The 25035-nt window shown below is 43.5% G+C and carries 11 protein-coding genes and 1 tRNA gene; 5 read left to right on the forward strand and 7 right to left on the reverse strand.

Features of this window, described 5'->3' with window-relative positions; translation table 11 throughout:
- The first annotated feature begins 6 nt into the window (after positions 1-6).
- Entirely contained in the window at positions 7-1242 is a 1236-nt protein-coding gene (gene dcm, locus DN53_RS08030) for a DNA (cytosine-5-)-methyltransferase (RefSeq protein WP_129653869.1), read from the forward strand.
- Positions 1232-1840 carry a hypothetical protein gene (locus DN53_RS08035; protein WP_129653870.1) on the forward strand — a complete coding sequence of 203 codons (609 nt, stop codon included), beginning with the start codon at positions 1232-1234 and terminating at the stop codon, positions 1838-1840. The genes dcm and DN53_RS08035 overlap by 11 nt, the downstream gene beginning before the upstream one ends.
- Position 1841: 1 nt before the next feature.
- Here DN53_RS08035 and DN53_RS08040 read toward each other — a convergent pair whose 3' ends face one another.
- Positions 1842-2282 (reverse strand): GNAT family N-acetyltransferase, encoded by a 441-nt coding sequence (locus tag DN53_RS08040; RefSeq protein ID WP_129653871.1) that lies wholly within the window; start codon positions 2280-2282, stop codon positions 1842-1844.
- A 62-nt stretch (positions 2283-2344) separates the two neighbouring features.
- Complete coding sequence (locus DN53_RS08045; protein WP_129653872.1) at positions 2345-2776, reverse strand: RpiB/LacA/LacB family sugar-phosphate isomerase; 432 nt, start codon at positions 2774-2776, stop codon at positions 2345-2347.
- 593 nt (positions 2777-3369) lie between these two features.
- Here DN53_RS08045 and rnr point away from each other — a divergent pair.
- From rnr to DN53_RS08060, 3 genes are read left to right on the forward strand one after another with little or no spacing between them, the layout of a single operon-like run.
- Entirely contained in the window at positions 3370-5553 is a 2184-nt protein-coding gene (gene rnr / locus DN53_RS08050; RefSeq protein ID WP_129653873.1) for a ribonuclease R, read from the forward strand.
- Positions 5554-5605: 52 nt separating this feature from the next.
- Complete coding sequence (locus DN53_RS08055; RefSeq protein ID WP_129653874.1) at positions 5606-6286, forward strand: head GIN domain-containing protein; 681 nt, start codon at positions 5606-5608, stop codon at positions 6284-6286.
- A 6-nt stretch (positions 6287-6292) separates the two neighbouring features.
- Complete coding sequence (locus DN53_RS08060) at positions 6293-6952, forward strand: LysE family translocator (RefSeq protein ID WP_129653875.1); 660 nt, start codon at positions 6293-6295, stop codon at positions 6950-6952.
- A gap of 28 nt (positions 6953-6980) precedes the next feature.
- Here DN53_RS08060 and DN53_RS08065 read toward each other — a convergent pair.
- From DN53_RS08065 to DN53_RS08085, 5 genes are all read right to left on the reverse strand, one after another.
- Positions 6981-7051, reverse strand: a tRNA-Cys gene (locus tag DN53_RS08065).
- A gap of 219 nt (positions 7052-7270) precedes the next feature.
- Positions 7271-7627, reverse strand: a complete 357-nt coding sequence (gene folB / locus DN53_RS08070; RefSeq protein ID WP_129653876.1) for a dihydroneopterin aldolase — start codon at positions 7625-7627, stop codon at positions 7271-7273.
- Between the two features lie 43 nt (positions 7628-7670).
- Complete coding sequence (locus DN53_RS08075) at positions 7671-8621, reverse strand: PorP/SprF family type IX secretion system membrane protein (protein WP_129653877.1); 951 nt, start codon at positions 8619-8621, stop codon at positions 7671-7673.
- 21 nt (positions 8622-8642) lie between these two features.
- Positions 8643-22958 (reverse strand): T9SS type B sorting domain-containing protein, encoded by a 14316-nt coding sequence (locus tag DN53_RS08080; protein WP_129653878.1) that lies wholly within the window; start codon positions 22956-22958, stop codon positions 8643-8645.
- 2 nt (positions 22959-22960) lie between these two features.
- Positions 22961-25030 carry a PorP/SprF family type IX secretion system membrane protein gene (locus DN53_RS08085; RefSeq protein WP_129653879.1) on the reverse strand — a complete coding sequence of 690 codons (2070 nt, stop codon included), beginning with the start codon at positions 25028-25030 and terminating at the stop codon, positions 22961-22963.
- Positions 25031-25035: the final 5 nt, after the last annotated feature.

Raw genomic sequence — 25035 nt, forward strand, 5'->3', positions numbered from 1 at the left:
TTGGGCATGCAACAACTCAAGGTCTGTGAACTTTTTGCCGGGGTGGGCGGTTTTCGATTGGGTCTGGAAAAAACCGGACACTATAAAGTAGTTTTTAGCAATCAATGGGAACCCTCGACCAAGACCCAGCATGCATCCAAGGTCTACGAGGCCCGTTTTGGTCCAGAAAACCATTCCAACACCAACATTGAGGAAGTTCCCACCACAGAAATTCCCGACCATGACATTTTGGTAGGCGGTTTTCCGTGCCAGGACTATTCCGTGGCCACCTCACTTAAAAATTCCAAAGGACTGCTAGGTAAAAAAGGGGTCTTGTGGTGGTCCATCCATCGTATTCTGACCGAAAAAAAGACCAAGCCCAAATACCTTTTTTTGGAAAATGTGGATCGGCTTTTAAAGTCTCCATCATCGCAAAGAGGGCGTGATTTTGCGGTTATGCTCCGCAGCTTATCCGATTTGGGTTATGCTGTGGAATGGCGTGTGATCAATGCCGCAGATTACGGGATGCCACAGCGCCGAAGGCGCGTTTTTTTTCTAGCCTATCATACATCCACCCCTCTTTATTCCACACTCAAAAAGACAAATCCAAAGGATTGGATGTTCAAAGATGGTGTAGTTTGTAGCGCTTTTCCAATTGAAAATATAAATCAACCCCTCGTCTCTTTTGATTTGGATGAAGATTTGGTTTCGTTGTCCCAACAGTTTAACACAGAGCAAAAATTATCTCCTTTTTTAAATACTGGTTTATGTATTGATGGAAAGGTATATACCCAAAAAACTGCTCCTTCCTTTGATGGGAATCGCACATTGCTTTCAGATATTTTGGAGAACGGGTCGGCTGACCCAAGTTTGTATATCAATACAAATGATCTTGAAAAATGGACATATTTAAAAGGGGCCAAAAAAGAAATACGCAAGACCAGTACAGGTTTTGAATACAATTATAGCGAGGGAAGCATGGTGTTTCCCGATGCACTCGATCAACCTTCCAGAACCATTATAACCGGAGAAGGGGGCAAGTCGCCCTCCCGGTTTAAGCACGTGGTCCAAACCTCCAAGGGACTACGAAGACTCTCCCCCATTGAACTGGAACGGTTGAACATGTTTCCCGACAATCACACCTTACTGGATGGAATCCCAGATGCCAAACGGGCATTTTTTATGGGTAACGCCCTTGTTGTAGGTATTGTGGAACAAATAGGTTCTGCTCTGTTCCACAAAATATCCCAACTTGAAAAGTAATTTCCTATCCGATCTATCCAAAGAAAAACAACTGGCCCCATTACTGGATTTCTATTACGAAAAACACTTAAAGCAGTATACATTTAAGCGGGTTTCAAATCTAAAACAACAGCGACAGGGCATAGATCTTATCCTTGAGCACAAAGTCTCAAAAAATTTGTTCTATGTGGATGAGAAAGCCCAATTGGATTATGTAAACGAGAGTTTGCCCACTTTTGCTTTTGAGCTTTCTTATCTTAAAAATGGAGATCAAAAGCGAGGTTGGCTGTTCGATGCTTCCAAAAAAACGCATTTTTATGCTTTGGTCACCAGTATTTTTTCTGATGAAGAAAAGATGTTCACTTCATGCAACATCACCTTTGTAAACCGAAAAAAATTGATTGGCCATCTGGTTGATTTAAATCTGACAGAGGAGCATTTCACCAAAGTTATCCGAAACAACGCGCAAACTAATGGAAAATTGATTTTGGAAAGCCTTCATCCCAAAAAAGAGGGATTTCTTTTTTTTTCTACGTCAAACAAAGTGGAAAAACCTATAAATCTTGTTCTAAGACTGGAGTTTTTAGTTGAAATCGGGGTTGCAAAAAGGTTGGTATGATCTAATTTTTTATCATTTTCACATGGGGAATGCCATCTTCCAAGTATTCGTCCCCAATGCGTTCAAAACCCAATTCAGTATAAAATTTTAAAAGATAGGTTTGGGCCGATATTTCAACAATGGTGTTGGGAAATCTTTCTGTGATTACCTCCAAAGAAGCCTCCATAATCTGTTTGCCATACCCATATTTACGCTGATCGGCAGCTACCACTACCCTACCTATGCTGGTATTTATAAAATAGTCGCCAGGCTTAAAAATCCGGGTATAGGCCACCACTTTATTTTCCTTTGATCCAACCACATGAAGCGCTTTTTGGTCCTTGTTGTCCAAATCTTGGTATACACAATCTTGCTCTACTACAAATACCTCGCTTCGCAAACGCATGATTTGGTAGAGTTCCATGTTGGATAGTTCGTCAAAAGTCTTGGTAACTATTTCCATGAATGTTGGACCATACTATTTTGGAATGATCGGCACCAATGCGAATGGTACTTCCTTAATTCTTAACTGCAAGGAATCTTATCTATTCTTCGTTCATGCCTACCACCATCAAACTTTGTGTTCAAAAAGGTTTCTACCATGTCCAAGGCTTGTGGCAAGGCAATAAATCGTGCAGGTAGACTTAGGATATTGGCATTGTTGTGCTCGCGCGCAAGGGCCGTGATTTCCTTGTTCCAACAAAGGGCACCCCTAACCTTTTGATGTTTGTTTATGGTCATGGCGGCACCATTACCGCTTCCACAGATTACTATTCCCATATCAACCTTACCTTCTTCAACATCTGACGCAACAGGATGGGCAAAGTCAGGATAATCCACGCTGTCTGTACCATCGGTACCATAATTGACAACATCAATACCTTTGGATTTCAATAGTCCTATAATGGCCAATTTATAGTCGGTTCCAGCGTGATCGTTTCCAATGGCAATTTTCATAGTGCATGTATTAAGATGGTGGATTGCAAAGGTACGATTCTTTTTGAGTGCGTGTGTTGATAAAAAACACGCACTTCTTGCATTTTATTGTTTTACAAGGAATTACGATTTCACCCATTTTGTTGATCGTTTTAAGAAAACTTGGAGCAATTAAATTTTGTAATTCTAAAAAATACTTGCAATAGAAGAATTTCCTTTGGTTCGACCACTAATCAATTAAAAATTAATCAACCAATTGGAAACATTATTTCACCGTAATTAACATTAAAGACATATTAAGTTTTCAATAAATTCATGTTGAAAACGGTTATTAAAAATCGTTCATAAAAAACATAACCTTTTGATTTCTATAAATATTCATAACTGAAAAATTGTCAATAAAATTCTCTTCTTGTTCAAAGCAATTTTTTTTCGGAAATATTATTCCACATTTCAACATACTATCATAATCACCATTTTTAATTTTTAAAAAAAGAAAGAAAAGAGATTATATTGATTATTGTTGATAAAAGCGGTTGAGTACTATGATTAGTTCATAGATCATAGTGCCTCAAGGATTATAATTTGTACTTTTCAAAAAAATAGAGATGTAAATGTCAAAGAAAAAGAAGAGGGCCAGAAGTCAGCGGAAGAATGAGATTACAAGAGGCATTTTCACAGTACTGGAGAAAGAACCATCCAAAAGCTTTAATTACAAGCAAATAGCTTCCAAACTTGGCATTACGGACACCCAAGACCGTAATGAACTCATTAAACGATTGGGCCAGCTCAAGTCCAGTGATCGGATTGTTGAGGAAGAACGCGGAAAATACAAAAAGAAACCATCGGTACATACCTATTTCAAGGGAAAAATGGATTTGACCTCCAGTGGTAACGGTTATGTTATCGTTGATGATTTGGAAGATGACATTTTTGTACCCTACAACCGATTGAACAAAGCGTTTCATGGCGATACGGTTGAAGTGTTTTTAAAACCGAGAAGGAAAGGAAAAAAGCAGGAAGGGGAAATATCCAAAGTGTTGGAGCGCAAAAAAACTTCCTTTGTGGGCATTTTGGACAAACAGAAAACCTTTGCCTTTGTCCGTCCTACCGATTCTAGGATGTATACCGATATTTTTATTCCCCAGGAAAAGATGAAAAAGGCCAATGATGGGGACAAGGTACTGGTACAAATAGGAGACTGGCCCAGTGATGCCGATTCACCTTATGGTGAAATAATTGAGGTTTTGGGAAAACCAGGCGAGCACAATACAGAGATCCATGCCATTTTAGCGGAATATGGGCTGCCGTACGAGTTTCCGTATGAGGTGGAACAGTTTGCCAATACCTTGGATACTTCCATAAAGGAATCAGAGATATCCAAACGAAGGGATATGCGTGAGGTACTTACCTTTACCATAGATCCCAAGGATGCCAAGGATTTTGATGATGCCCTATCGTTCCAAAAATTGGAGAACGGAAACTATGAGATTGGAATCCATATTGCAGATGTATCCCATTACGTACTCCCGGATACCATTTTAGAAGAAGAGGCCTATAATAGGGCCACTTCGGTGTATTTGGTGGATCGGGTGGTTCCCATGTTGCCAGAGGTATTGTCCAACAACGCCTGTTCACTACGGCCCAATGAGGAAAAATATACCTTCTCAGCCGTTTTTGAAATGGACGATAAGGCCCGGTTGGTTGACCAGTGGTTCGGTAGAACGGCAATCAATTCCAACGAACGGTTTGCCTATGAAGAGGCGCAGCATGTTATTGAGACCGGAGAAGCACAAATTCCAGAAGATATTTCTATTCGTGGAAAGGAGTATACGGTTTCCGATGAGATCGTAGAGGCTATTTTAACCTTTGATAGATTGGCAAAGATCATGCGAACCGCGCGGATGGATGCCGGCGCTATTTCATTTGATAAGATTGAGGTACGATTCAATCTGAATGAAAAGAATGAGCCGGAAAGTGTTTATTTCAAAGAGGCCAAGGATGCCAATAAGCTCATTGAGGAGTTTATGCTTTTGGCCAACCGGAAAGTGGCCGAGTTTATAGGCAAACAAAAGAAAACCTTTGTATACCGAGTACACGATGAACCGGATCAGGAAAAATTAATGGCCCTGAACGGGGTTATTTCCAGATTTGGACATAGTATAAACCTTAAGGATAAAAAGAGTGTCAACAAGTCCCTAAACCAGCTTTTGGAGGATGTAAAGGGAAGTAAGGAACAGAATTTGGTAGATACCCTGGCCATTCGTAGTATGAGCAAGGCCATTTATACCACGGAGAACATTGGCCACTACGGATTGGGGTTTGACTACTATACCCATTTTACCTCGCCCATTAGACGATACCCAGATGTGATGGTCCACCGATTGTTGCAGTATTATTTGGATGGGGGCAAGTCGGCAAAATCCGTGGTTTATGAAGAAAAATGTAAGCATTCTTCGGATATGGAACTCTTGGCAGCCAATGCAGAAAGGGATTCTGTGAAGTACATGCAGATCAAGTTCATGGAAGACCATAAAGACCAAGAGTTCTTGGGTGTGATTTCTGGGGTTACCGAATGGGGCATTTACGTTGAAATTGTGGAAAACAAGTGCGAAGGAATGGTGAGGATTAGGGACATCAAGGACGATTACTATGTTTTTGACGACCGCCAGTATGCCATTATCGGGGAGCGGACCAAACGAATGTATCAGCTGGGCGATGAGGTCTATGTAATGGTCAAGGATACCGATTTGATGAAAAGGCATTTGGACTTTTCGTTGATCGGTAAAAAGGAATAATACTATTTTGGAATAAAATTTGTTATCCTATTGAGAACCAAATTTTTGACACATGAAACCAATTACGATTGTTTTACTGTTGTTTTCCTTGCAGTTCTTGAATGCGCAAGACCGGGAGATTGTAAAAGATCTTCAAAAGTTTACAGAGGTCAAGGGTTTCGATGGGCTATCCATACATCTTATCAAATCCACTGAAAACAAAGCAGTCATTACTGGTGCCAATACCGATAAAGTGGCTATTGTGAACAATGAAGGGGTATTGAAAATTCGCATGGAAATCGATAAAATTTTTAGTGGGTACAGAACTTATATCGATTTGTACCATACCGAAACCCTAAATGTGATTGATGTGAATGAAGAAGCCAGAATGTATTCTGACGAAACCTATATACAGGATGTTTTGGAATTGAAAGCACAGGAGGGAGGAGAACTTGAAATTGCTTGTCAAGTAGACCAATTATTGATAAAGGCCGTATCTGGAGGCGAAATATTGGTTTCCGGTTTTTCCAATAATCAGGACATTATCATCAATACAGGAGGGGAATATTATGCCAAAGCCTTTAAGACAAAATTTACTACCATTCGTGTGAATGCAGGTGGAAATGCCGAGATTCATGCCACAGATTATGTTAAGGCCAATGTTAAGGCCGGAGGTGAAGTCCTTGTGTACGGTGATCCAGTAAAAATGGATGAATCCACCGTTTTTGGTGGAAAAATAAAGAGAGTGGAATAATACAATATGATTGACGATATCCAAGCAGCGATACCCTTGGGATTTTTACTGAGCTTTATGATCGGGCCGGTTTTCTTTGTTCTGTTGGAAACCAGCGCCACAAAGGGATTTAGGGCAGGAGTAAGTTTTGATGTAGGGGTGATTATTGCCGATATCGTGTTTTTGGTCATTGCCTATTTCAGTAGTTTCAAATTGCTAGAAAACTTGAGCAACCAGCCGGGACTTTTTGTTTTTGGAGGTATGATCTTGTTGGTGTATGGCATTGTACTCTTTATGAAGAAGGATGGAAAAAAAGCCAATGTAAAAGCCACCAAAGGAAACTATCTGGTGCTTATGGCAAAAGGTTTTTTATTGAATTTTATAAATATTGGGGTATTGGCATTCTGGTTGGGGCTGCTCATTGTGGTGGGTCCAAGTTTGGACAATGATCCCAACAGAATATTGGTTTTCTTCGGAACAGTGATAGCGGTATATTTTGGTACCGATTTACTAAAGATCATACTGGCTAAACAACTTAAAAAGTACTTGACCCAAGAAAGGATTGTCCTTATTAAAAAGGGACTGGGACTGGTATTGGTCATATGTGGTATTGTACTCATTACCAAAGGGTTTCTTCCCAAGGATGAGTTCAATATAAAACAGGAAATAGAACGGATAAGTGAATAAAAAAACCCAACATTTGTTGGGTTTTTTGAGGCATCGAGCGGATTCGAACCGCTGTACAAGCTTTTGCAGAGCTGTGCCTAGCCACTCGGCCACGATGCCAATTGGATCGCAAAGCTATAAATATTTTATGAATTTTTGGTTTGATATAAACCAAATGTGAACAGCGTTTTCTAAAAAAAGCTTAGAGGCATCGGGTGGACTCGAACCACCATAAAAATCCTTGCGGGATTTTGTCTATCCATTTCGACCACAATGCCGTAATCAATAAGGACAAATTTAAAAAAAGTAATTCATTGTGATAAGCTAGGAAACAGTGGTTTATCGATTATATTCGAGTTTCACCGAAACGCTTTCCACATCACCACCAATTGGAGGGTTAATTTTTGAGACTTCTACAATTACATGGGTTACTTCAATGATTTCTTTAAAGATGCGATCGATAATGCGTTTGGCCACATGTTCCAAAAGATTGGAACGGATACCCATTTCTTCCTTTACAATATTGTTCAGATGAACATAGTCCACCGTTTCACTGAGTTTGTCGGATTCTGAAGGTAAGGATAGATCAGCGGTGATTTCCAAATCCACGCGATAATCGCTACCGATAAGCATTTCTTCCTTTAAACATCCATGATTGGAATGTATCCTGATATTTTTTACCCTAATTTTTCCCACAAGAACTGGATTAAGGGGCAAAAGTAAATCAAAACAAGCTAAATCAATACATACACCTACAATTGCTTATCCCTTGGAAGAGATCCATACCTACGGTAAGCACATGTGTTCCAGTACTATATCCCAAAATTTCGTTGGTAATGACCTGATAGGAATATCCAAAATAGAAATTGCTTTTTTTGAATCCTGCTATTGGAGCTATGTACAGTGGAGAACCGAATTGATCGTTCAAAAAACGATAGGTGAGACCTACATAGTAGTAGTCTTCAAAATCATGGAATCTGAACTTGGCGTTAAGGTCTGTTACGGAACGGTTATCACTTTCAAACCACTGAAAGAAAACAGAGGGTTCCAATTCCAATTTGCTGTTTTTGTTTTTGGAAATGCTATAACCAGTGTATAGGTAATAGTTTCTCAAGGTATTGGGCTCAAATACCGGATTGAACTGTTCCAAATTCTTGTTAAGGATGTTGGATGCGTTAAGACTCAAATAGAACTTATCATACCGGTAAAGTACCCCAAGATCAAAATTGTGGTTGGTAGTGGCTTTGTCATCCGTAGGAAGCTGTCCATTGTTTGCCGTAAAGTTCTCCACATCTATCCGAAACTGGTTAAAGTTGTAGGAGATTCCAAAAGAGAGAAAAATATCATCATAACGATCTAGGGTAAGGTGGTGGGCAAACGATACCCTGGCCCCCCTTTGTTTGGTCTCACCATTGCTATCATTGTACAACAGCATTCCAAGTCCCGATCGGTTTCCTATTCGGGCATCCGCTGCCAAGGTCTGGGTATCCGGAGCATCCTCAATCCCCACCCACTGGGTCAACCCGTTCAACCGAACCTTTATGTGGTCCCCAATCCCAGCATAGGTTGGGGACATGATAAAGGGGTTGTCAGCTATATATTGAGATAACTGGGGTATAGTCAATTCCTGCCCTCTGGCCATAAAGGCCATGAGGAACAGAAAGACAGAGGGATATATTTTCTTTAGCATGGGGTTGCGTAGGTTAAGCATTTATTGTCGATATAGGGTAAAGTGGCCCACAAACTCACGGTTGTCCTGTTCGCCTTGTAGACGAACTACGTACCAGTAATCACCGGTTGGTAAAGGTTTACCGTCATAATTTCCATCCCAACCTTGGGTATTTCGGGTCATCTCTTCCACTACTCTACCATAACGATCGTAAATCTTAATTAGTACGTCTGGGAAGCCTTCAATGTTGTCAGGAATCCAGGTATCGTTAAGACCATCACCATCAGGTGTGAAGAAGTTGGGCATTTCAATGTCAATGAACTCCATGAATATCTCTGCGGTGGCCTGACAACCGTTTTGATCGATCACTGTAACGGTATAGGTATCTGTTCTATTGATATAGAAGGTGTTTTCACTACCGTTGTCCACATCATCAAAATAGAAGGTATACGGAGCCACACCACCTTCGGCAACGGCCGTTATCTGGTTAATGGTGTTGTTTTCCAAAATCAAGGTCAACGGCTCATAACCCTCTATGGTGAAATCATAAGTGGTCATACATCCATTGGCATGGGCAATGGTGATGTAGTGATCGCCAGGAGTCATGTTGGTGAAATCCGCACTTAACTGCATATCGGCTGGATCGGTAGAATCCAAAGCGTACAATACATCGGCAGATACGGTTGGATCTTCAAAGATGATGTCCAAAGAGTTGCTAGGGATATTTCCGGTACACTCGTACATTGGGGTTACCGTGGCCCCTAGGTTTACTCCAGGCTCAATTTCCACAAAAACGTTGGTATCACAACCTTCGGCATCTCTAATGAATACCACATGGGTTCCGGCACTTAGATTTTGGAAGACGGTCTGTCCAGGAACAAAATCGGCATCCGCATTGGAATCCAAAGCTGTTTCGTATGGCGCAGTACCTCCAGTAATCTGAAGTTCGAAGGAACCATCGGCACTATCAAAACAAACCTCGTGCATAATATTGATGGCCTCTGCCTCAATAGGCTCAGGTTGTTCAATAGTAAACTGGAAGGTCATGAAACATCCATTTATATCTTGGGCAATGACATCATAAGTACCAGGTGCCAGATCGGTAAATGTATTTACGGTATCAAACTGATCGAGGTTAGGTGAAATAGCATATAGAATTTGCCCCGTTCCTCCAGAAACTTCCACGGTGATGGTACCATCGTTCATACCAGAACAGGTCGCATCTGTAGATTCCTCACGATCCACTTGCAATGGTGCAGGGTCCACAATTGGGATAACAGGGGATACCTCAACACAATCTTGACTGGTGACCCTTACGTAATAGTCCCCAGCATAAAGACCGTTGAAGACTCCATTGGTATTTGGTCCTGCCACCAAGTTGGTCAGGGCAGCATCGCTGAACAATTCATAGTTATAATTGCCCAGACCGCCCGTTGCATGTGCAATGATGGTACCAGTAGGCTCTCCGAAACAGTTGATAAACGCTGCGGAATCATCAATGGTAAGGATAAGCTCAGGAACCTCATCAATGGTTACTTGGTTGGATACCATAGCGGTACAACCATTGCTGTCCCTTACCATGAATTGATAGGCATCGGCCAACATGTTAGGGAAATCATGGTAACTTCCATTGTTGAAGCTTTGCCATGTAGATGTATTCACATCGTAATATTCATAGGAACCACTTCCTCCGGTGGCAGACAAACGCATACTACCGTCCATGGTACAGGTCATTTCGGCAGTCTGCACCAAATTGCTCTCTACTTCATCGGGTTCTTGGATTTGAATAGGACCAATATTTACACCACAATTCCAGTCGTCAGATATGGTGATGCCATAGTACCCTGCACCCAAACCGGTAAAGGTTGCGCTGCTTTGTACCCCGGAAGTAAATACAATGTTTGTTCCGGTTGCATCATACACATTCAATTGGTATTGATATACGCCTTGACCACCCAAAACATTAATAGCGGTAATGGAGGCATCATCTTGACCATAGCAATCCAACATGGTGGTTGAAGCACTGATGCTTGCTGTAATGTCATCTGGACGAACCAAGGTTATGGTTCTGGTCAAAGGACAACCATTGGCATCGGTGATTTCCACATCAAAGTCACCAGCGGACAATCCTGTGAACAGGAAGCTGGCCACATTATTGGCATTGTACACTTGACCGCTATCCGTATTGGTCAATACAATATTGTAGGGAGCGGTACCACCTGTTGGGGCCACATAAATCTGTCCTTGGTCATTGGTACAGGTAACATTGGCCACTTCAACTGGCGTAGCATCCAAAGCCGCACTTGGAGAGATGATCTGTACCGTATTGGAATCTTCCACACAGAATGGGGCACCGGTTTCCGTAACTCGGATATAATAGCTTCCACCCACCAAAAGGTTTGTTGGATCAGGAATCTCGAAAGGATTCACAGAGGTGTTTCCGCTTCCAGTAAGTCCTAATGAACTACCATCGGCACGGAACACTTCATAATCGTAGGCACCGGTATATCCTGTAACATCTATTTCCAAGGTTCCTGCCTCACCATAGCACATGGCATGGGATACAACCGATGCTACTACATCAATGGTATCATAAGGAGCTATCGTATAGGTGATTTCCTCATAACATCCTGTGGTATCGTTTGTGGCACGGAATGTATAGTTTCCAGGAATGGACAAATCAAAAGTAGCCGTTGTTGATGTGCTGGAAACCACACTTCCATAAGGGTTTCCTACGGGCAGCAATGCAAAGGTATAGCTATCACCACCAATACTTTCAACAACAGTGATGGTAACCCTTTCAGGATTATTACAAGTAATGGCTATGTCCTGTGCTGTATTCAATGAGAAGGTGTTCAAAGGTTGAACATCAACACTGTCCACATACTCACAGCCATTGACATCCCTTACAATGTAATTGATGGTCTGTACGGAACCATTATCGGTTACACCAAATGTGGCATCTTGGGTAAAGCCATTACCATTGAAGCTATAATAGTAAGTGCCTGTTCCGCCATTTGCCGTTACGGTAACAGTAGACTCATTGACCGAATTGCTTGGACTACACACAAAGGCAGAAGCCGTTGCAGAAGCCGTTAAAGCCGTTGGTTCGGTGATGGTTTCCGGTCTGGTGTCTTCACAACCCCTTGATGAAACTACACGTACTTCGTAGTCCCCAGCAGGAAGGTTTTCAAACAATGGCGTGTCTTGCAATGGTCTGCTTGGAGCCCCAACACTTATTCCGATAAGTTCATATCTATATATTGGGTTCGCAGCTGTTGCAGGATCTAAATTGGCCAAGATACTACCATCACTGCCACCAAAACAACTTACATTTTGTATGGTTGAAGCCAATAGTGAAGGATCAACCTTATCATCCAATTCTTGGGTCAATGTAAACGTACAAGGTGTAGTGGTATCACTATCTGTAACTGTAAATGTATACGTTCCAGGCTGTGTAAGTCCGGTAAAGACCCCTGTGGTATTGTTGTCTGTGGTCAATCCGTCAGGGAAAACCACCTCAAAGAACAAGTTGGACGAACCACCAGAAACATTGATGGTTATCTGCCCTCCCGGATCTACCGTACAATCTATTGGTTTAACCACGGTTGCAGTTGCAGACATGGCTTCGCTCAAGACTACGGGCCCAACGGTGGTATCACAACCCCATTGGTCAATAATATATACCTCGTAGGAACCTGCTCCTAGGCCAGAGAAAATGGTGCTGGTCTGTGGAGAACCTACATTGCCTCCATTACGGATCAATTGATACATATAGTTGCTGCCCTGACCACCTGTTATGGGGTTAGTGGCCGGGATGCCCACAACCTCGATTTCGCCTTGTAGGTTAACACAGTTTTCATTGTTGACCTGAAGGTCTGCCACTATGGGCAGCGGATCGGCCAAGGTTTCATCCGGTAATTGTACGGCGCAACCAAATTGATCGATTACCCAGATTTCATACGTGCCGGCCACAAGGTTTTCAAATCTTGGGTTGGCTACGTAGTTTGATGGGTCATTTGGATCAGGATTGGCCACAGTACTCACATAGTACAGATAGCCTCCCCATCCTCCTTGGGCATTGGTAATTTCAATGATACCGTCATTCCCTGGGTTACAGGTAATATCGGTTATGGCCGTAGCTGCGGTAATAGCTGCAGCTGGACCAGCAATATTGAAAGATTGGGTATATACACAAGCCGCTCCAGGAGGATTGGTATCGGTAACCTCAATATAATACGTTCCAGCAGCAAGACCTGTGATGGTAAAACTTCCATCGGCATCAGAACCGGTGGTAATCACATCATCGGCCAAGTTGGTGGGCGTGTTGTTTATGTCATAATATAGGGTATAGCTTGTTGCACTGGCATAGGTTATACTAGATGCATCCACTAAGTTCAATTCCACTTCGCCATCTGTGCCACCAAAGCAAGTGATATTGGTGGTGCTTACCACATCCAAATCCAATACTTCGGGACTGGCCACGGTATGGGAAACGGAGATGATACATCCCGTAACGGTATTTCTAACTTCAAAGTTATGGATGCCTACGGCCAGTCCGGTAAAGCTTCCAGAAGCTTGGAATGGACCGGAAGGCAACAACCTAAACTCGTAGTTGGCAGGGTCTGTTATGGAATTGGTGATGGAACCTGTGGCGGTAATGGTGATGTTTTCACCGGTAACACAAGTTGCAACGGCATCAATGGCCACAGAGGCTGACAATAATTCATCAAATGGGGCGATGGTCTCCGTAGCGGTTCCCACACAGCCATTGTTGTCATACACATTGATGATATAGCTTCCGCCTGCGGTATTGGTTTCAATGTACACATTGTTCGATCCGGACTGAACCACAACATCGTCTCCAGTGGCTGGCGTACCCTGGTCGTTGATGAACTCATAAATCACATAGGTACCACTTCCACCAGTAATCGAAGCTGTATCCACTGTAATAGTGGCATTGTTCATGTTGTTGCCTGTGGTACAACCAAATTCCACAACACTGGTATTGATGTTGGCAATAGGGTCTGGCTGACTTATAATCTGGGTCAAGGTTGTGGTACAACCATTGGCCGCGGTAACTTCAATGGTATAGGTGATTCCGGCAATACTTCCTTCAAGTCCTGTAAAGGTAGCCGTAGTGGCATTGCTTGACGTTGGAGCAATTGGGAAGGAAGCAGAACTTCCAGGTCCAGAAATAATTTCAAAAGTATAAGGTCCGGTACCGTTGTCCACGGCGCTTACCGAGATAGTACCATCAGCATCGCCATTACAGGTTACATCTGAGAAAGATGTAATGCTGAACGAAGGCATAATGGCCGGAGGAACCGAGACATTGAATACCCTGGAACATTCTGGTGATGCTGTATTGTTGTCATAAATGGTGATAATGTAGTCCTCTACCGTTGTGGTACTGAACACCAACGGATTGGTGGACAAGCCTGTTCTGCTGACCACAATTCCGGAACCATCGGAAATTTCATAATCATAGCTTCCAGAGCCTTGAAGTACCTCAAGGGTAATTTCAGCATCTGGGCTAATGGAACAATCCAAAAGCTTGGTAAGGGCTACGTTGGCCTGAAGCACAGGATGTACGGTAACGGTATCTGTATCAATACAGCCGTTGCTATCAATGATGGACACATTATATGTTCCTGCTGCGATATTGTTAAATACCCCACCATTATCCACATAGGTGGTACCGCCATCCAATGAATAGAATATTTGTGCGGCCGTAGTGGTCGCTGTAATGGTCACTGTAGCAGGATCGGTACAGTTATCCACAGCGATGCCTGTAATGGTTGGGTTTGGTGTCAAATCAAGGTCCACCGTGCCTAAAGGCATGGAACAACCAAATTGATCCTGAATTTCGACAGCATAGGTTCCAGCAGGTGAATTGGCCGGAATCTCAATAGGATTATCAGATGTTGTTGTAATGGTTACAAACGGAACTGGTCCAGTAACAGTATACGTATAGATTCCGCCTCCACCAAGAGGGTTTTGAACCTCAATGAGTCCAGGGGCATTACAACTTATGTCTTGTAGGACAACAGGGGTTCCACTCAACGGGTCCAGTTCTATCAATAATTCATTCTCTGTGGCTCCAACACAACTATCGTTGTTTGAACCATCTACTTCAACAACTTCGATGAAGTAGTTTCCAGGAGCCAAATTATTGATGGTAATGTCCTGTTGTGGAGTAGAGAAGGGAACTATTCCCCCACTATCTGTTACAAAAACAGCAGAACCGGAACTCATATCATACAAGGTCCATCTGAACTGTGTTTCAAAAGGAGCTTGGTTGTCAGTTACTGTGTAGGTAATGCTTCCGTTGTTGGCACCATCACAGCTTGGAGTAATGCTTGATGTAATTTCCAAAGGAACCGTGATGATATCGTTCACGTTCACGTTACTTTGACGAACACAACCTGCGCTATCCCTAACGTAGAAGGTATAGGTTCTACCAGGGACCAATCCGACAAAGGTATGGGTTGTTCCCAAAGGCAAAGGAGCGGTCCATGCTGCAGTAGCCGGGTTAAAATTGGCTGGGTCGTCCGAATAGGCATATTCGTAAGGCGCCGTACCGTTTTGTCCTCTCACCGTAACTTGTAGTTCATTACAATTGACAATTATTGGTAATATGGTAATGTCCAAGTCATCCAATGGGTATGGTATGATGAAGGGAGGAAGGTCTGTCTGACAAATGGTATTGTTGGACCCATCCACGGTTCTCATGGAAGGATAAACGGTTTGACCAGAAGTATAACCCGTAAACTGATCTGAAGTTCCAGGGTTGGAGTTGTCACCAATCCAAGTGGCACCACCATCGGCACTGAATTGAATGGTTCCCAAAGTAGTAGGATATCCAGAGAATTCAAAGCCAAAATCATTGATGTCGCCCGTACAAGTTGCTGGTGTAACCCCAGATACAACACCAGTCAATTCATCTGGATTGTTTATGGTCTGCGTATCGGTAATGGTACAACCTGTGGCATCGGTGATATTGATGGTATAATCCCCAGGCATTAGGTTATAATACGTTCTGCTTGTAGAAAGTACGTTGGTATCGGTTTGGTCTGAGGCACCTCCATTGTCCAAATCAATGATTTGAATGGTGTATGGGGCAAGCCCGGAAGTGATATCCACCAAAATGGAGCCAGTTCCATCATGACATTCAGGGTCTGTTGGAGTGGCCGTCATGGTCAACGGAGTGGCCGGGTCAACGGTCACGGTTTCCATAAACTCACAGAAAGGAGCTGTTGCGGAATTGTCCCTAACGTATACATCATAAGTACCTTCATTACCAGCAGTTACAGTATAGGTATTGGTTGTAGAGAAAGATCCGGTTGGATCAGTAGTTGTGGGCACAAAAGCATATTCCAAGGTAGGTGAACCACCTGAAGCAGTAACGGTAATGCTACCGTCGGCACATGTGGTAATGTCCTCAACAGCCACACTGGCGATCAGGGCATCTACAATGGTTACATTTTGAAGGGTACCCGTACAACCAAAACCATCCCTTACATTGATGGTATAGTTTCCAGCGGCCAATCCTGAGAAAGTGTGCGTTGTGGCCGAGGCAGGACTTGGAGTAATCCAAGGACCACCATTTAAACTGAATTGATAATCGCCATTTCCACTGGTCACATCCACTTGGATAGTACCGTCATTGTTTCCACTATAACATGCAGTGGGTGTAACATCAAATAGGATATCGGAAGGAGGTGCAATGGTAATGGCCGTATCAACAGGGTCTTCGCAAAGATTTGTGTCGATAACCCTAATAATATAATCACCATCGGAAAGACCGGTAAATATGTTGGAAGATTGATAAGCAACAAGCACACCCCCTACATTGTCTTCCAATTGATATTGGTAGGCAGGGGTTCCGCCTGTGGCCGAAGCCGTAATGGTAGCCCCTCCGTTTGTACAGGTCATCACACTGGTCACAGAGGCAGAAGCAACCAGTGCATCAGGCTCTGTTAAAGTTTGATTCAAGATTACTGAACACGCAGGGTCTCTTAAGTCTACAATGGTAATGGTATGGTTGCCTGCTGTTAGTCCGTTAACAGTAACAGGGCTTGCAAATTGAGGGGCAGAAACCGCTCCACCATCCACTTGGTAGGTAAATCCTGTGGCCAGGTCAAAGTTTTCCGTTTCAAAAGTAATGGAACCGTCGGCACTACCATTACAAGAAATATCAGTGAAGGCAGTAATGGCCGCGTCAAAGGCATGACCATCCTCAACATTGACATCAACGGTCAATGAACCGGAACAAACTTCAGGGGTTTGGAACGCCTGAATATCGTCAATGGCGATGTCATTTCCACCCGTAACAGCAGAGTTGGTACGAATTACAATATCTAAATTGGTATTGGCCCCTGGATTTAGGGTAACCGTATAGTTCTGCCAATCATCAGCATCATTGTTTTTAGGAACCTGTCCTGTTGTGGTACTGGCAATAACAGTACCTACACCGTCAACCAATTGAATATCGATATCAGGGTCGGCACCACCGGTACCAACTCTCAACAAGTTGAAAGCCCATAATGAAATGGTGATATCCCGATTGGGGACCACTTCAATATCTCTTTTGGCATAGATAATCCCATTGGGCCCTACGGCACCACCTACATTCATGGCCAAAAATCTACCATTGGCCAAGGCGGAGTGATCATTGGGGTTTCTCCATGTACCATAGGGGTTTACAATGGTTTGTGTAACCGAATATTCCCCGTCTTGGATATGGGTGTCAATGGCCCAACCGCAGGAGTTCACTGCTCCGTTTTGAGGCTCGTAACAGTACGCAGGATCCACCTCGGGAATGCTGGTATTGGGTCCGGCTCCAAAAGTTTCCAACAGCAACACACTTGGAGTTGGAGCGGAATTGCTGGTATAGTTTACCGTAATGGTATGTGATCCAACAGGAACATTGTTAAAGATATTTGAGTCAGCAGGAGAGTTTGGATTACCATCGATTTCATAGGTGTAATCAAAATCTGCGCTGTCCGGGGTCAAGGTAATGATACCTTCCCCATCACATTCGTAGTCTATGGCTGGCGTAACATTGGGTGGGGTGGGAACAGGATCAATGGTCACGGTCATGGGATAGGTACAAAGATTGGCATCCCTGATGTAAAGTGTATGTGTTCCTGGGAATAGATACCCAATAGAGCTTGATCCATATGTGGACCCACCATCAAAACTGTACTCGTAAGGAGCGGTACCTCCCAATGCATTGGTAATACGCACCTCAGCACCCAACCCTGGGTTACATTCTGCCAATTGGGTTACGGCGGCAGAAGCGGAAAGGGTCAAAGGTTCGGTTATGGTATAAATTTCATCAACGGTACAGTTGTTGGCATCCCTAACGCGGATGTTGTAACTGCCCGCAGCTTGGTTCACAAATGTGTTTGAAGTTTGATAGGTAGCACCATTGTTGATACTATATTGATATGGGGCTTCACCACCTGAAGCGTTAATGGTAATGGTGGCTTGTGCCTCTCCACTACACAAAATTCCTGTGTCGGTCACTGAAATGGCCAATGGTGGATCTTGGGCTATCGTAATATCATAGGAAGCCTCACAGTATCCTGCGGCACCATTATTATCTCGAACATACACATCGTAATCACCAGCACTAGTTACGGTAACTGGGTTGGTGGTTGAAAAATCCCCATCAGCAGGAGTAACCCCATTGCCCACAACAGCGTATACATAGTTACCATCGCCACCAGCAGCGGTAATGGTAATATCGGTATCCGTTCCACAAGCAATAATGTTTGGGGCGGAAGCAATCACACTCAACTCTGGATCAATAGTAATGGAAGCTGAATCTGTACAGCTGTTCCCGTCTCTAACATCAATGGTGTAGGTTCCCGGAGCTAGACCCGAGAACACATTGCCGCTTACAAACGGACCACCATTAAGGCTATATTCGTAGTTGCCATCCCCTCCAGAAGTTACGTTGGCGGTAAGGGTGAGGCCTACGGCATCATCATAACAAATGTCGTTGGGTACAATGGCCAAAACAGGGGCCACGGCTTCAATAATATCAAAGGTATCCGTAAAAACACATCCATTGGAATCCGTAACGGTGTACGTATAGGTTCCTCCTATGGTAAGATTGGCAAATAAGCCATTTGATTGCGGGGCAGGAAGTACATATCCAACAGGCCCTGCAGTGATTTCAAAACTGTTGCCACCCCATCCTCCGGTTGGAGTAATGGTAACCGAACCGTCTGCAATACAGCTTGGCTGGGCAACCACGTGGGAAGCGGTCAATGCTGAAGGTGGTGCATTTATGGTAACACTGGCCGTATCGGTACAGCTGGTGTAGTTGTCGGTAACGGTAATGGTATAGGTTCCTTCGGCCAATCCTGACAAAGAAATGGTTCCATTGGTCTGTGCACTTCCGTTGAAAGTAGCAGGACCTGTAACCGAATAATCATAATCTGTATTGAAGTTGGCTACGTTAAACTGAAGCTCCCCGTCGGTATCACCAAAACAAGTAATATTGCTCAACAATTGGCCTGTCACGGAAATTTCGGTAATGGGGTCTATGGTATAGCTTTCATCATACGAACAACCCAAACTGTCGGTAACCCTGAACAAATAAGTTCCTGGAGCCAATCCAGCAAAAGTGGCATTGTTTCCATTATTGACCACGCTGCCGGCAGGGGCAATGATCTCATAGGTTAAATTAGGGGTTCCTCCTGTTGCGGATAAGGTTACATCAGAAGTAAATACGGGACAGATGGGATTTGTGGCTGAAAAATCCAAATCTGTTGGTGGGTTCAAGGGATCTATGGTGATAGGGTCCGTTGCTATAAGACACCCATTGGCATCCCTAACCGTTACAGTATAGGTTCCCTCTGTCAATCCAGAGAAAGTTTCAGCACCGGGACCACTTACAAAGTTTACCCCATCAATACTGTATTCATAGGGAGCAGTACCTCCAGAAACATTTTGGGCTTCAATGATGCCATCTTGCAAACAGGTATAATTCTGAACCAATGCGGAATCGGCTTCCAAGGCTTGTGGAGGTCCATCAACGGTAACATAGTCGTAGTAATCACAAGAGGCACTGCCCTTGCGTTGGTTGATGACAATCACATAATCCCCACTAGGCAAACCAGAGAAAAAACCTGTTTCATTGGTGGCCAATGCGTTTACATAATCATAGTTGTCCTCATCAAAACCAGTGGCATCAAACAGGTAATAAGTAAGTTGATACCCATTGCTGTTCGTAAGGTTTTTGGTAATGGAACCTGTTGATTCCCCAAAACAAAGGACATCAACAATCGTATTAAAATCATAGTCCGCTGCTGGCCTGAATTCAATGGTAACCGGATTGGAGATATCATAACAGTTGAACCTATCCACAACCACGAACAGGTACTCTCCTGGATCATAGATGTCGAAAATCTGACTGGTCTGAAATTCTGAAGGAGGGATATCCTGTACCGTTGGATATGAAATTACAGGATTGCCCAAGTCATCGGTATAGGACCAAATGGCGTACAAGTGAGGTGTTTTACCCCCTGTAGATTCCATAAGTATATTACCTTCCTTACAGGTAATGTGTTGGGAAACCCTTGCGGTGAGCTCCAGGTCTGCCAGGTCAAGAATGGTCACTTGTTCGGTGTAGGTACATCCGTCATCGGTAGTTACGGTAACATCGTATACCCCATCGTTCAAGTTCTCAAAGGTGTAATTATTGTCTGTGGATGGTCCGTGGGTGTCCACTACGGTACCACCTTGGGATATTTCATAATAGTATTGGGGCTCTACATTGAGCACAGAGATGGCAATCTCGCCCAAACCAGAACAGTTGGTGTCTTGTGGAGTGATGTCTACTTGGAAATTTCTTTCCAGAATCCCAATATTCTCTAGAAGAAAAACACAACCATCGGTAACGCCTTGTTGTCTCATTTCAACAGCATAAGCACCGTTGGTGGTAATATCAAAGCTTGGACTTGGTCCAAAGGGAACCAATACGTTTCCTGTGGTTTGATCCAAAAGTTGATATTCGTAATCAATAGGCATATTGGTCACGGTAATGTTTCCATCCGTGTCACAAATGATATCGCTAGAGGTGTATTGTGGGTTGAGCGGGTTCTTGTAAATATTAAAATAGAACCGGCTAAAACATCCGTTCTGATAGTTGATGATCAATCGGTACTGTCCTGAATCCGAAGCCAAGAAGTCGTTCCCGGTATCCACGGTGTTCCAAGTACAGCTTGCATTGGTATTGGCACAGCCTGAAACAGCTGATCCACAGCTAGCTTCGTCCAATTGTTCCCAGACAATGCTCTGCGCATCAGGGATGTTTACTTGTATAAGTTCTGTGTCGTTAAGACCACACAAGAAGATTTCGGGCAATTCGCTACCGTCATTGGGGCAGATTTGAATCTCGCCATCAATGGTATTTGAAGTGTTGTTGATCAACGCCGTGATAGGGTTGCTTTGAACCGAACCGAACAATTCAACCACTATGATTTCCATAAAATCCTTACAGGGATCGGCAACTTGCTTGTCTACTAGATAAGTTCCGGTATCACCTACCAAAATAGTGCTTGGGTCGTTGTCGGCATCGGCATCGGTAATAACGGTATCTGTACCAAGATCAATCTGGTTGTTGCCATTTTCATCACGGTACCAGATATAGTTGTCAAAATTGTCACCGGCATCCAAAAGCACGGTATCACCACAAAGTTGTACCGTTCTGCTAAAGTTACAGGCACTTAGGTCATCCAATAGGAAGTTGGTGGCCCCGGGGGTGGGGAAACCACAACCGTCAAATTCGGACACACTGGGGTCGTCCGTAATCTGTGCATTGTTAATGACACCACTATAGGTGGAATAGGCCAAGTTTTGGATGATATCCGTACAGGCATCGATAAAGTCAAAACAGTTTTCCGCCACTTGTACCCGCATCCGGATGGAGGCCATGGGATCACCTTCTTCTACCAAACCATCTGGAATACTGAAGAATATGGTTCGTGAGGCCGGATCGTAGGAGTAAGTAGCTCCTGCAGGCATGGTAATGCTGCTTTCATCCAAGGTTACGTTGATGGGCAACACATCTCGAATGGTATAATATCTTTGAAAAGGGTCTGAACTGGCAGGATCAACCCCGGTGGCATCATCATTCCCCACATTCTCAAAAGAGAGCACATAATCCAAGTATTGTCCCAAGTTAACCCCTTGACCTGTAATATCGTTACCGCCGATATCCTCAACGGTTTTGGTCAACTCAATGTTAGGCTCAATGATTTCCACATCCAGAGAGGTGAAGAAAATGTCGTATTTATCCTGGGTTGAGGATGCTCTTAAAGTCGCCCCGGTCTCACTGTTTGGAATAACCGTCTGGTTGGGGTTAGGTATGGTAAACAAATCCACATCCCAACCTAAAGTGTTTACACTGTTGGGGTTTCTAGTGGTGATAATATTGTCTTCAATGGTAATGTTACTATTGAAAAAGTTGGTGGTAGGGTTGACTGTGTTTCCAAGTGTTGTAAATCCGGCGTTGCTGTCCGCACGAATGGCAAGCCTGTCCCCAGAGATTCGGTTGTCTCCTTCCAAAGTGGCCACACCCAATTTTGCACGCACGGGAAAGGGCGCGGGTAATGTGGTAAAACCACTAAAGGGAACATCAACCGTTTGTCCTGATTTGATACCGGCATACCCATCAAAAGTGGTAATGTACTTGCCGGGAAGGGTTGGGTTTTCATAAACTACGACCAAGGTCCAACCTCCAGAAATACCTCCGGTAATGGAGCTTCCGGAACTGGCCCTGACGTTGGCCACAAAGTATTCCCCATCGGGGTTGGCCAATGAGGATACCATGGAAGTTACATCCTTATAACAAGCATAGGGGCTATAGCTCCCAAAGTCGGAATCGTTATATCCATCAAACAGGATTTCATCTGCGGTCAGGTCTACGTAGGAACCTCCCGGGACCCTAAACTTGACCTGGTTAAAATCGCTCCTGTCACTGCCTTTGTACACAGCGGACCAGTATAGCCCGGCATATCGTATCAATGAACAGGAAGGGTCCGGTACGGCCAAGGTGGCACTACTGGAACTAAAGGTGGAACCATCCCCGTCTATATCAATATATTGCATGTTAAGGTCATCATTATATGATGAGCTTGAACCGGTTGCATTGTAAGGGTCTTCAGGATCTGTACTTCCGGAATCCCTGTTTACTATATTGTTGGCAATAAAGGTAAGATCCCCCCTAAGTTCGTTTTCATAACGTACGTCAAAGGTGTTCTTGACCTGGGAAGTACCCACCCAAGAAATGAGTGCCATCCCTAAGAACAGCAATATTTTATGTAAAGGTTTGGCCATGGTTAGCTATTGTAGTTTGGTTTCACGCGCATGATCCACATTTGGTCATCATACGAAGCGTTTAGTTTGGAATAGTAAGAGGTTAGGGCGTTGTTCCAGGTTTCATGTTTTTTGAGGTACACATATCTATGGTTGTCCTCTGGGTTTATGAAATAACTGGCATTTAAACCTCTGGAATTCAGTGCTTTTACAAATTGCTTGGCACTGGTTGAATTGTCGAATACGCTGGCTATGATGTAGAAGCCTTCTGGCAATCCGTTTGCGTTTATGGTTTTGTAGGTTACCCGGCCTGAGCCTGCACTACTTTTGTTAACATTCTTGTGTAAGGAGTTGTTTCCATATTTAGAAGGAGTTGTTGTAGAGCTCTTTACAAATCCTTGGATGGTGGCAGTACCATCGTTGACATTCATCACCCATGCATCACCATTATATGAACCATTGAGTTTGGAATGGTATGCCTCCAAAGCTTCTTTTTTGTCCTTGTATCCGTCCAAATACACATAATTGAGACCGTTCTTTGGATTTTCAAAGTAGCCGGCATCAAGAATACCTTGTTCATGGAGTTGTTGGATAAAGGCGTCCACGTTTTCTGGATTTTTAAAAACGTTGGCGATTAAGTAATGTCCGCTTTGAACATTGGGAATAGCATTTGATTTGAAACGAGCAGATTTGATCTTCTTGGTGTTGGAGGTTTTGTCCCTTTTTACCGAAGAGGTATGTGCTACCGCGTTATTGGTTTTGGATTCGTTGATACGGATAATCTTTTTGGTTGCCGTGGTATTGGTAAGCCCGTGATTTGAAATAGGTTGTTTCTTGGTTTGTGTTACAAGGTCGGCACTGTCCATATTGGCGAAGTATACTTGCTTGGCCTTTTCTTCAAGCGCTGGATTTTGCCCTCTTGTTTCACGTTTTACCATTTTCATGACCGTTTCAAAACGTTTCTCCAGATCTTGTCTACGGGTGGTTTCTATTGAATCCTGTCGCATGAGGAGCTCATCTAAAATGGCATCGTTTTCGGCCAACTTGTCTTTTAGTTGTGCTATTTCCAGGTCCTTTTCGGTAATACTCAAGCTATCTTGTGGAACATTTTCGTTTTCCACCAAGGCTTCGTTTTCCTTTTCCAACATTACGCGGTCCTCGGTAAGGTTCGGCGTAAAGGAATAGGCAAGGGAAATCTCATGACTTACCCCAAAGTTTTCAAAGTTGTTGGAGAGACCTTTTTCCATGGTGTAACCCAGGGAGATGTTCTTGGTCAAGTTAAACCCAAGTCCTGCAGATGCGCCGTAGAAATCGTCATAACCCGCTTGTAGCCATCCTAGCTTGGGAAGATCAAGGATAAGGTTTCCTCCCAATACGAGGTTTTCCTCACCCACTTTCCTCACCCGCGCCATAGGCATCAATCTGGCGCGTTCCAAAAGCCCCGCACCATTTTTAAACTGATGGGTATATTGTAGGTGTCCGGAATAGGTTTTTTCGTTGAATTCGGTAACAGATTCACTGTTCTTAAGGTTGTAATCAAAAAGGTTTTCGGCAAAACCACCAATGTCAAAATTCCCTATGGAAAAGTTGAAACCGGGTTGAAAACTCACCAAGGAACTACTTTCCAAAGTGTTTAGAAAAGGATCGTTTTCAATGGCATTGACACGGTCTTGGTTCAAGGCACTTTGGTAATATGAAAAGTTGGCTCCGAAAGTAAAGGTGCTTTTTGGGGCCAATCGCACACCATAGGCGTAGTTGGCGTGAACACCAAAGTTGTTGAAAACCCCTTCCCTATTGGTAAATAAGCTTAGACCCACACCACTTCTGTCACTCACCCTACCACTATAACTCAAGAAGTATACCTGGTTGTTATCGTCAAAAGATACCGACTGGTTTCTATGAAATAAATTGATATAGGACTTGTCTTCGCGCACTGTTGAAAATGTTGGGTTCAACAAGAACCTGTTGAATTTCAACAAGTTCTGTGATGGGATGTTATAGGGCACAAAAGGATCCTCCTCTTGTCCGTAGGTCCCGGATGAAGCAAGTAGCAAGATATAGACGAGTAGTAGTAAAGGTTTTTTGGTGTGCATTTCTG

This window comes from Flagellimonas olearia (genome assembly GCF_004150225.1).
GTDB lineage: Bacteria > Bacteroidota > Bacteroidia > Flavobacteriales > Flavobacteriaceae > Flagellimonas > Flagellimonas olearia.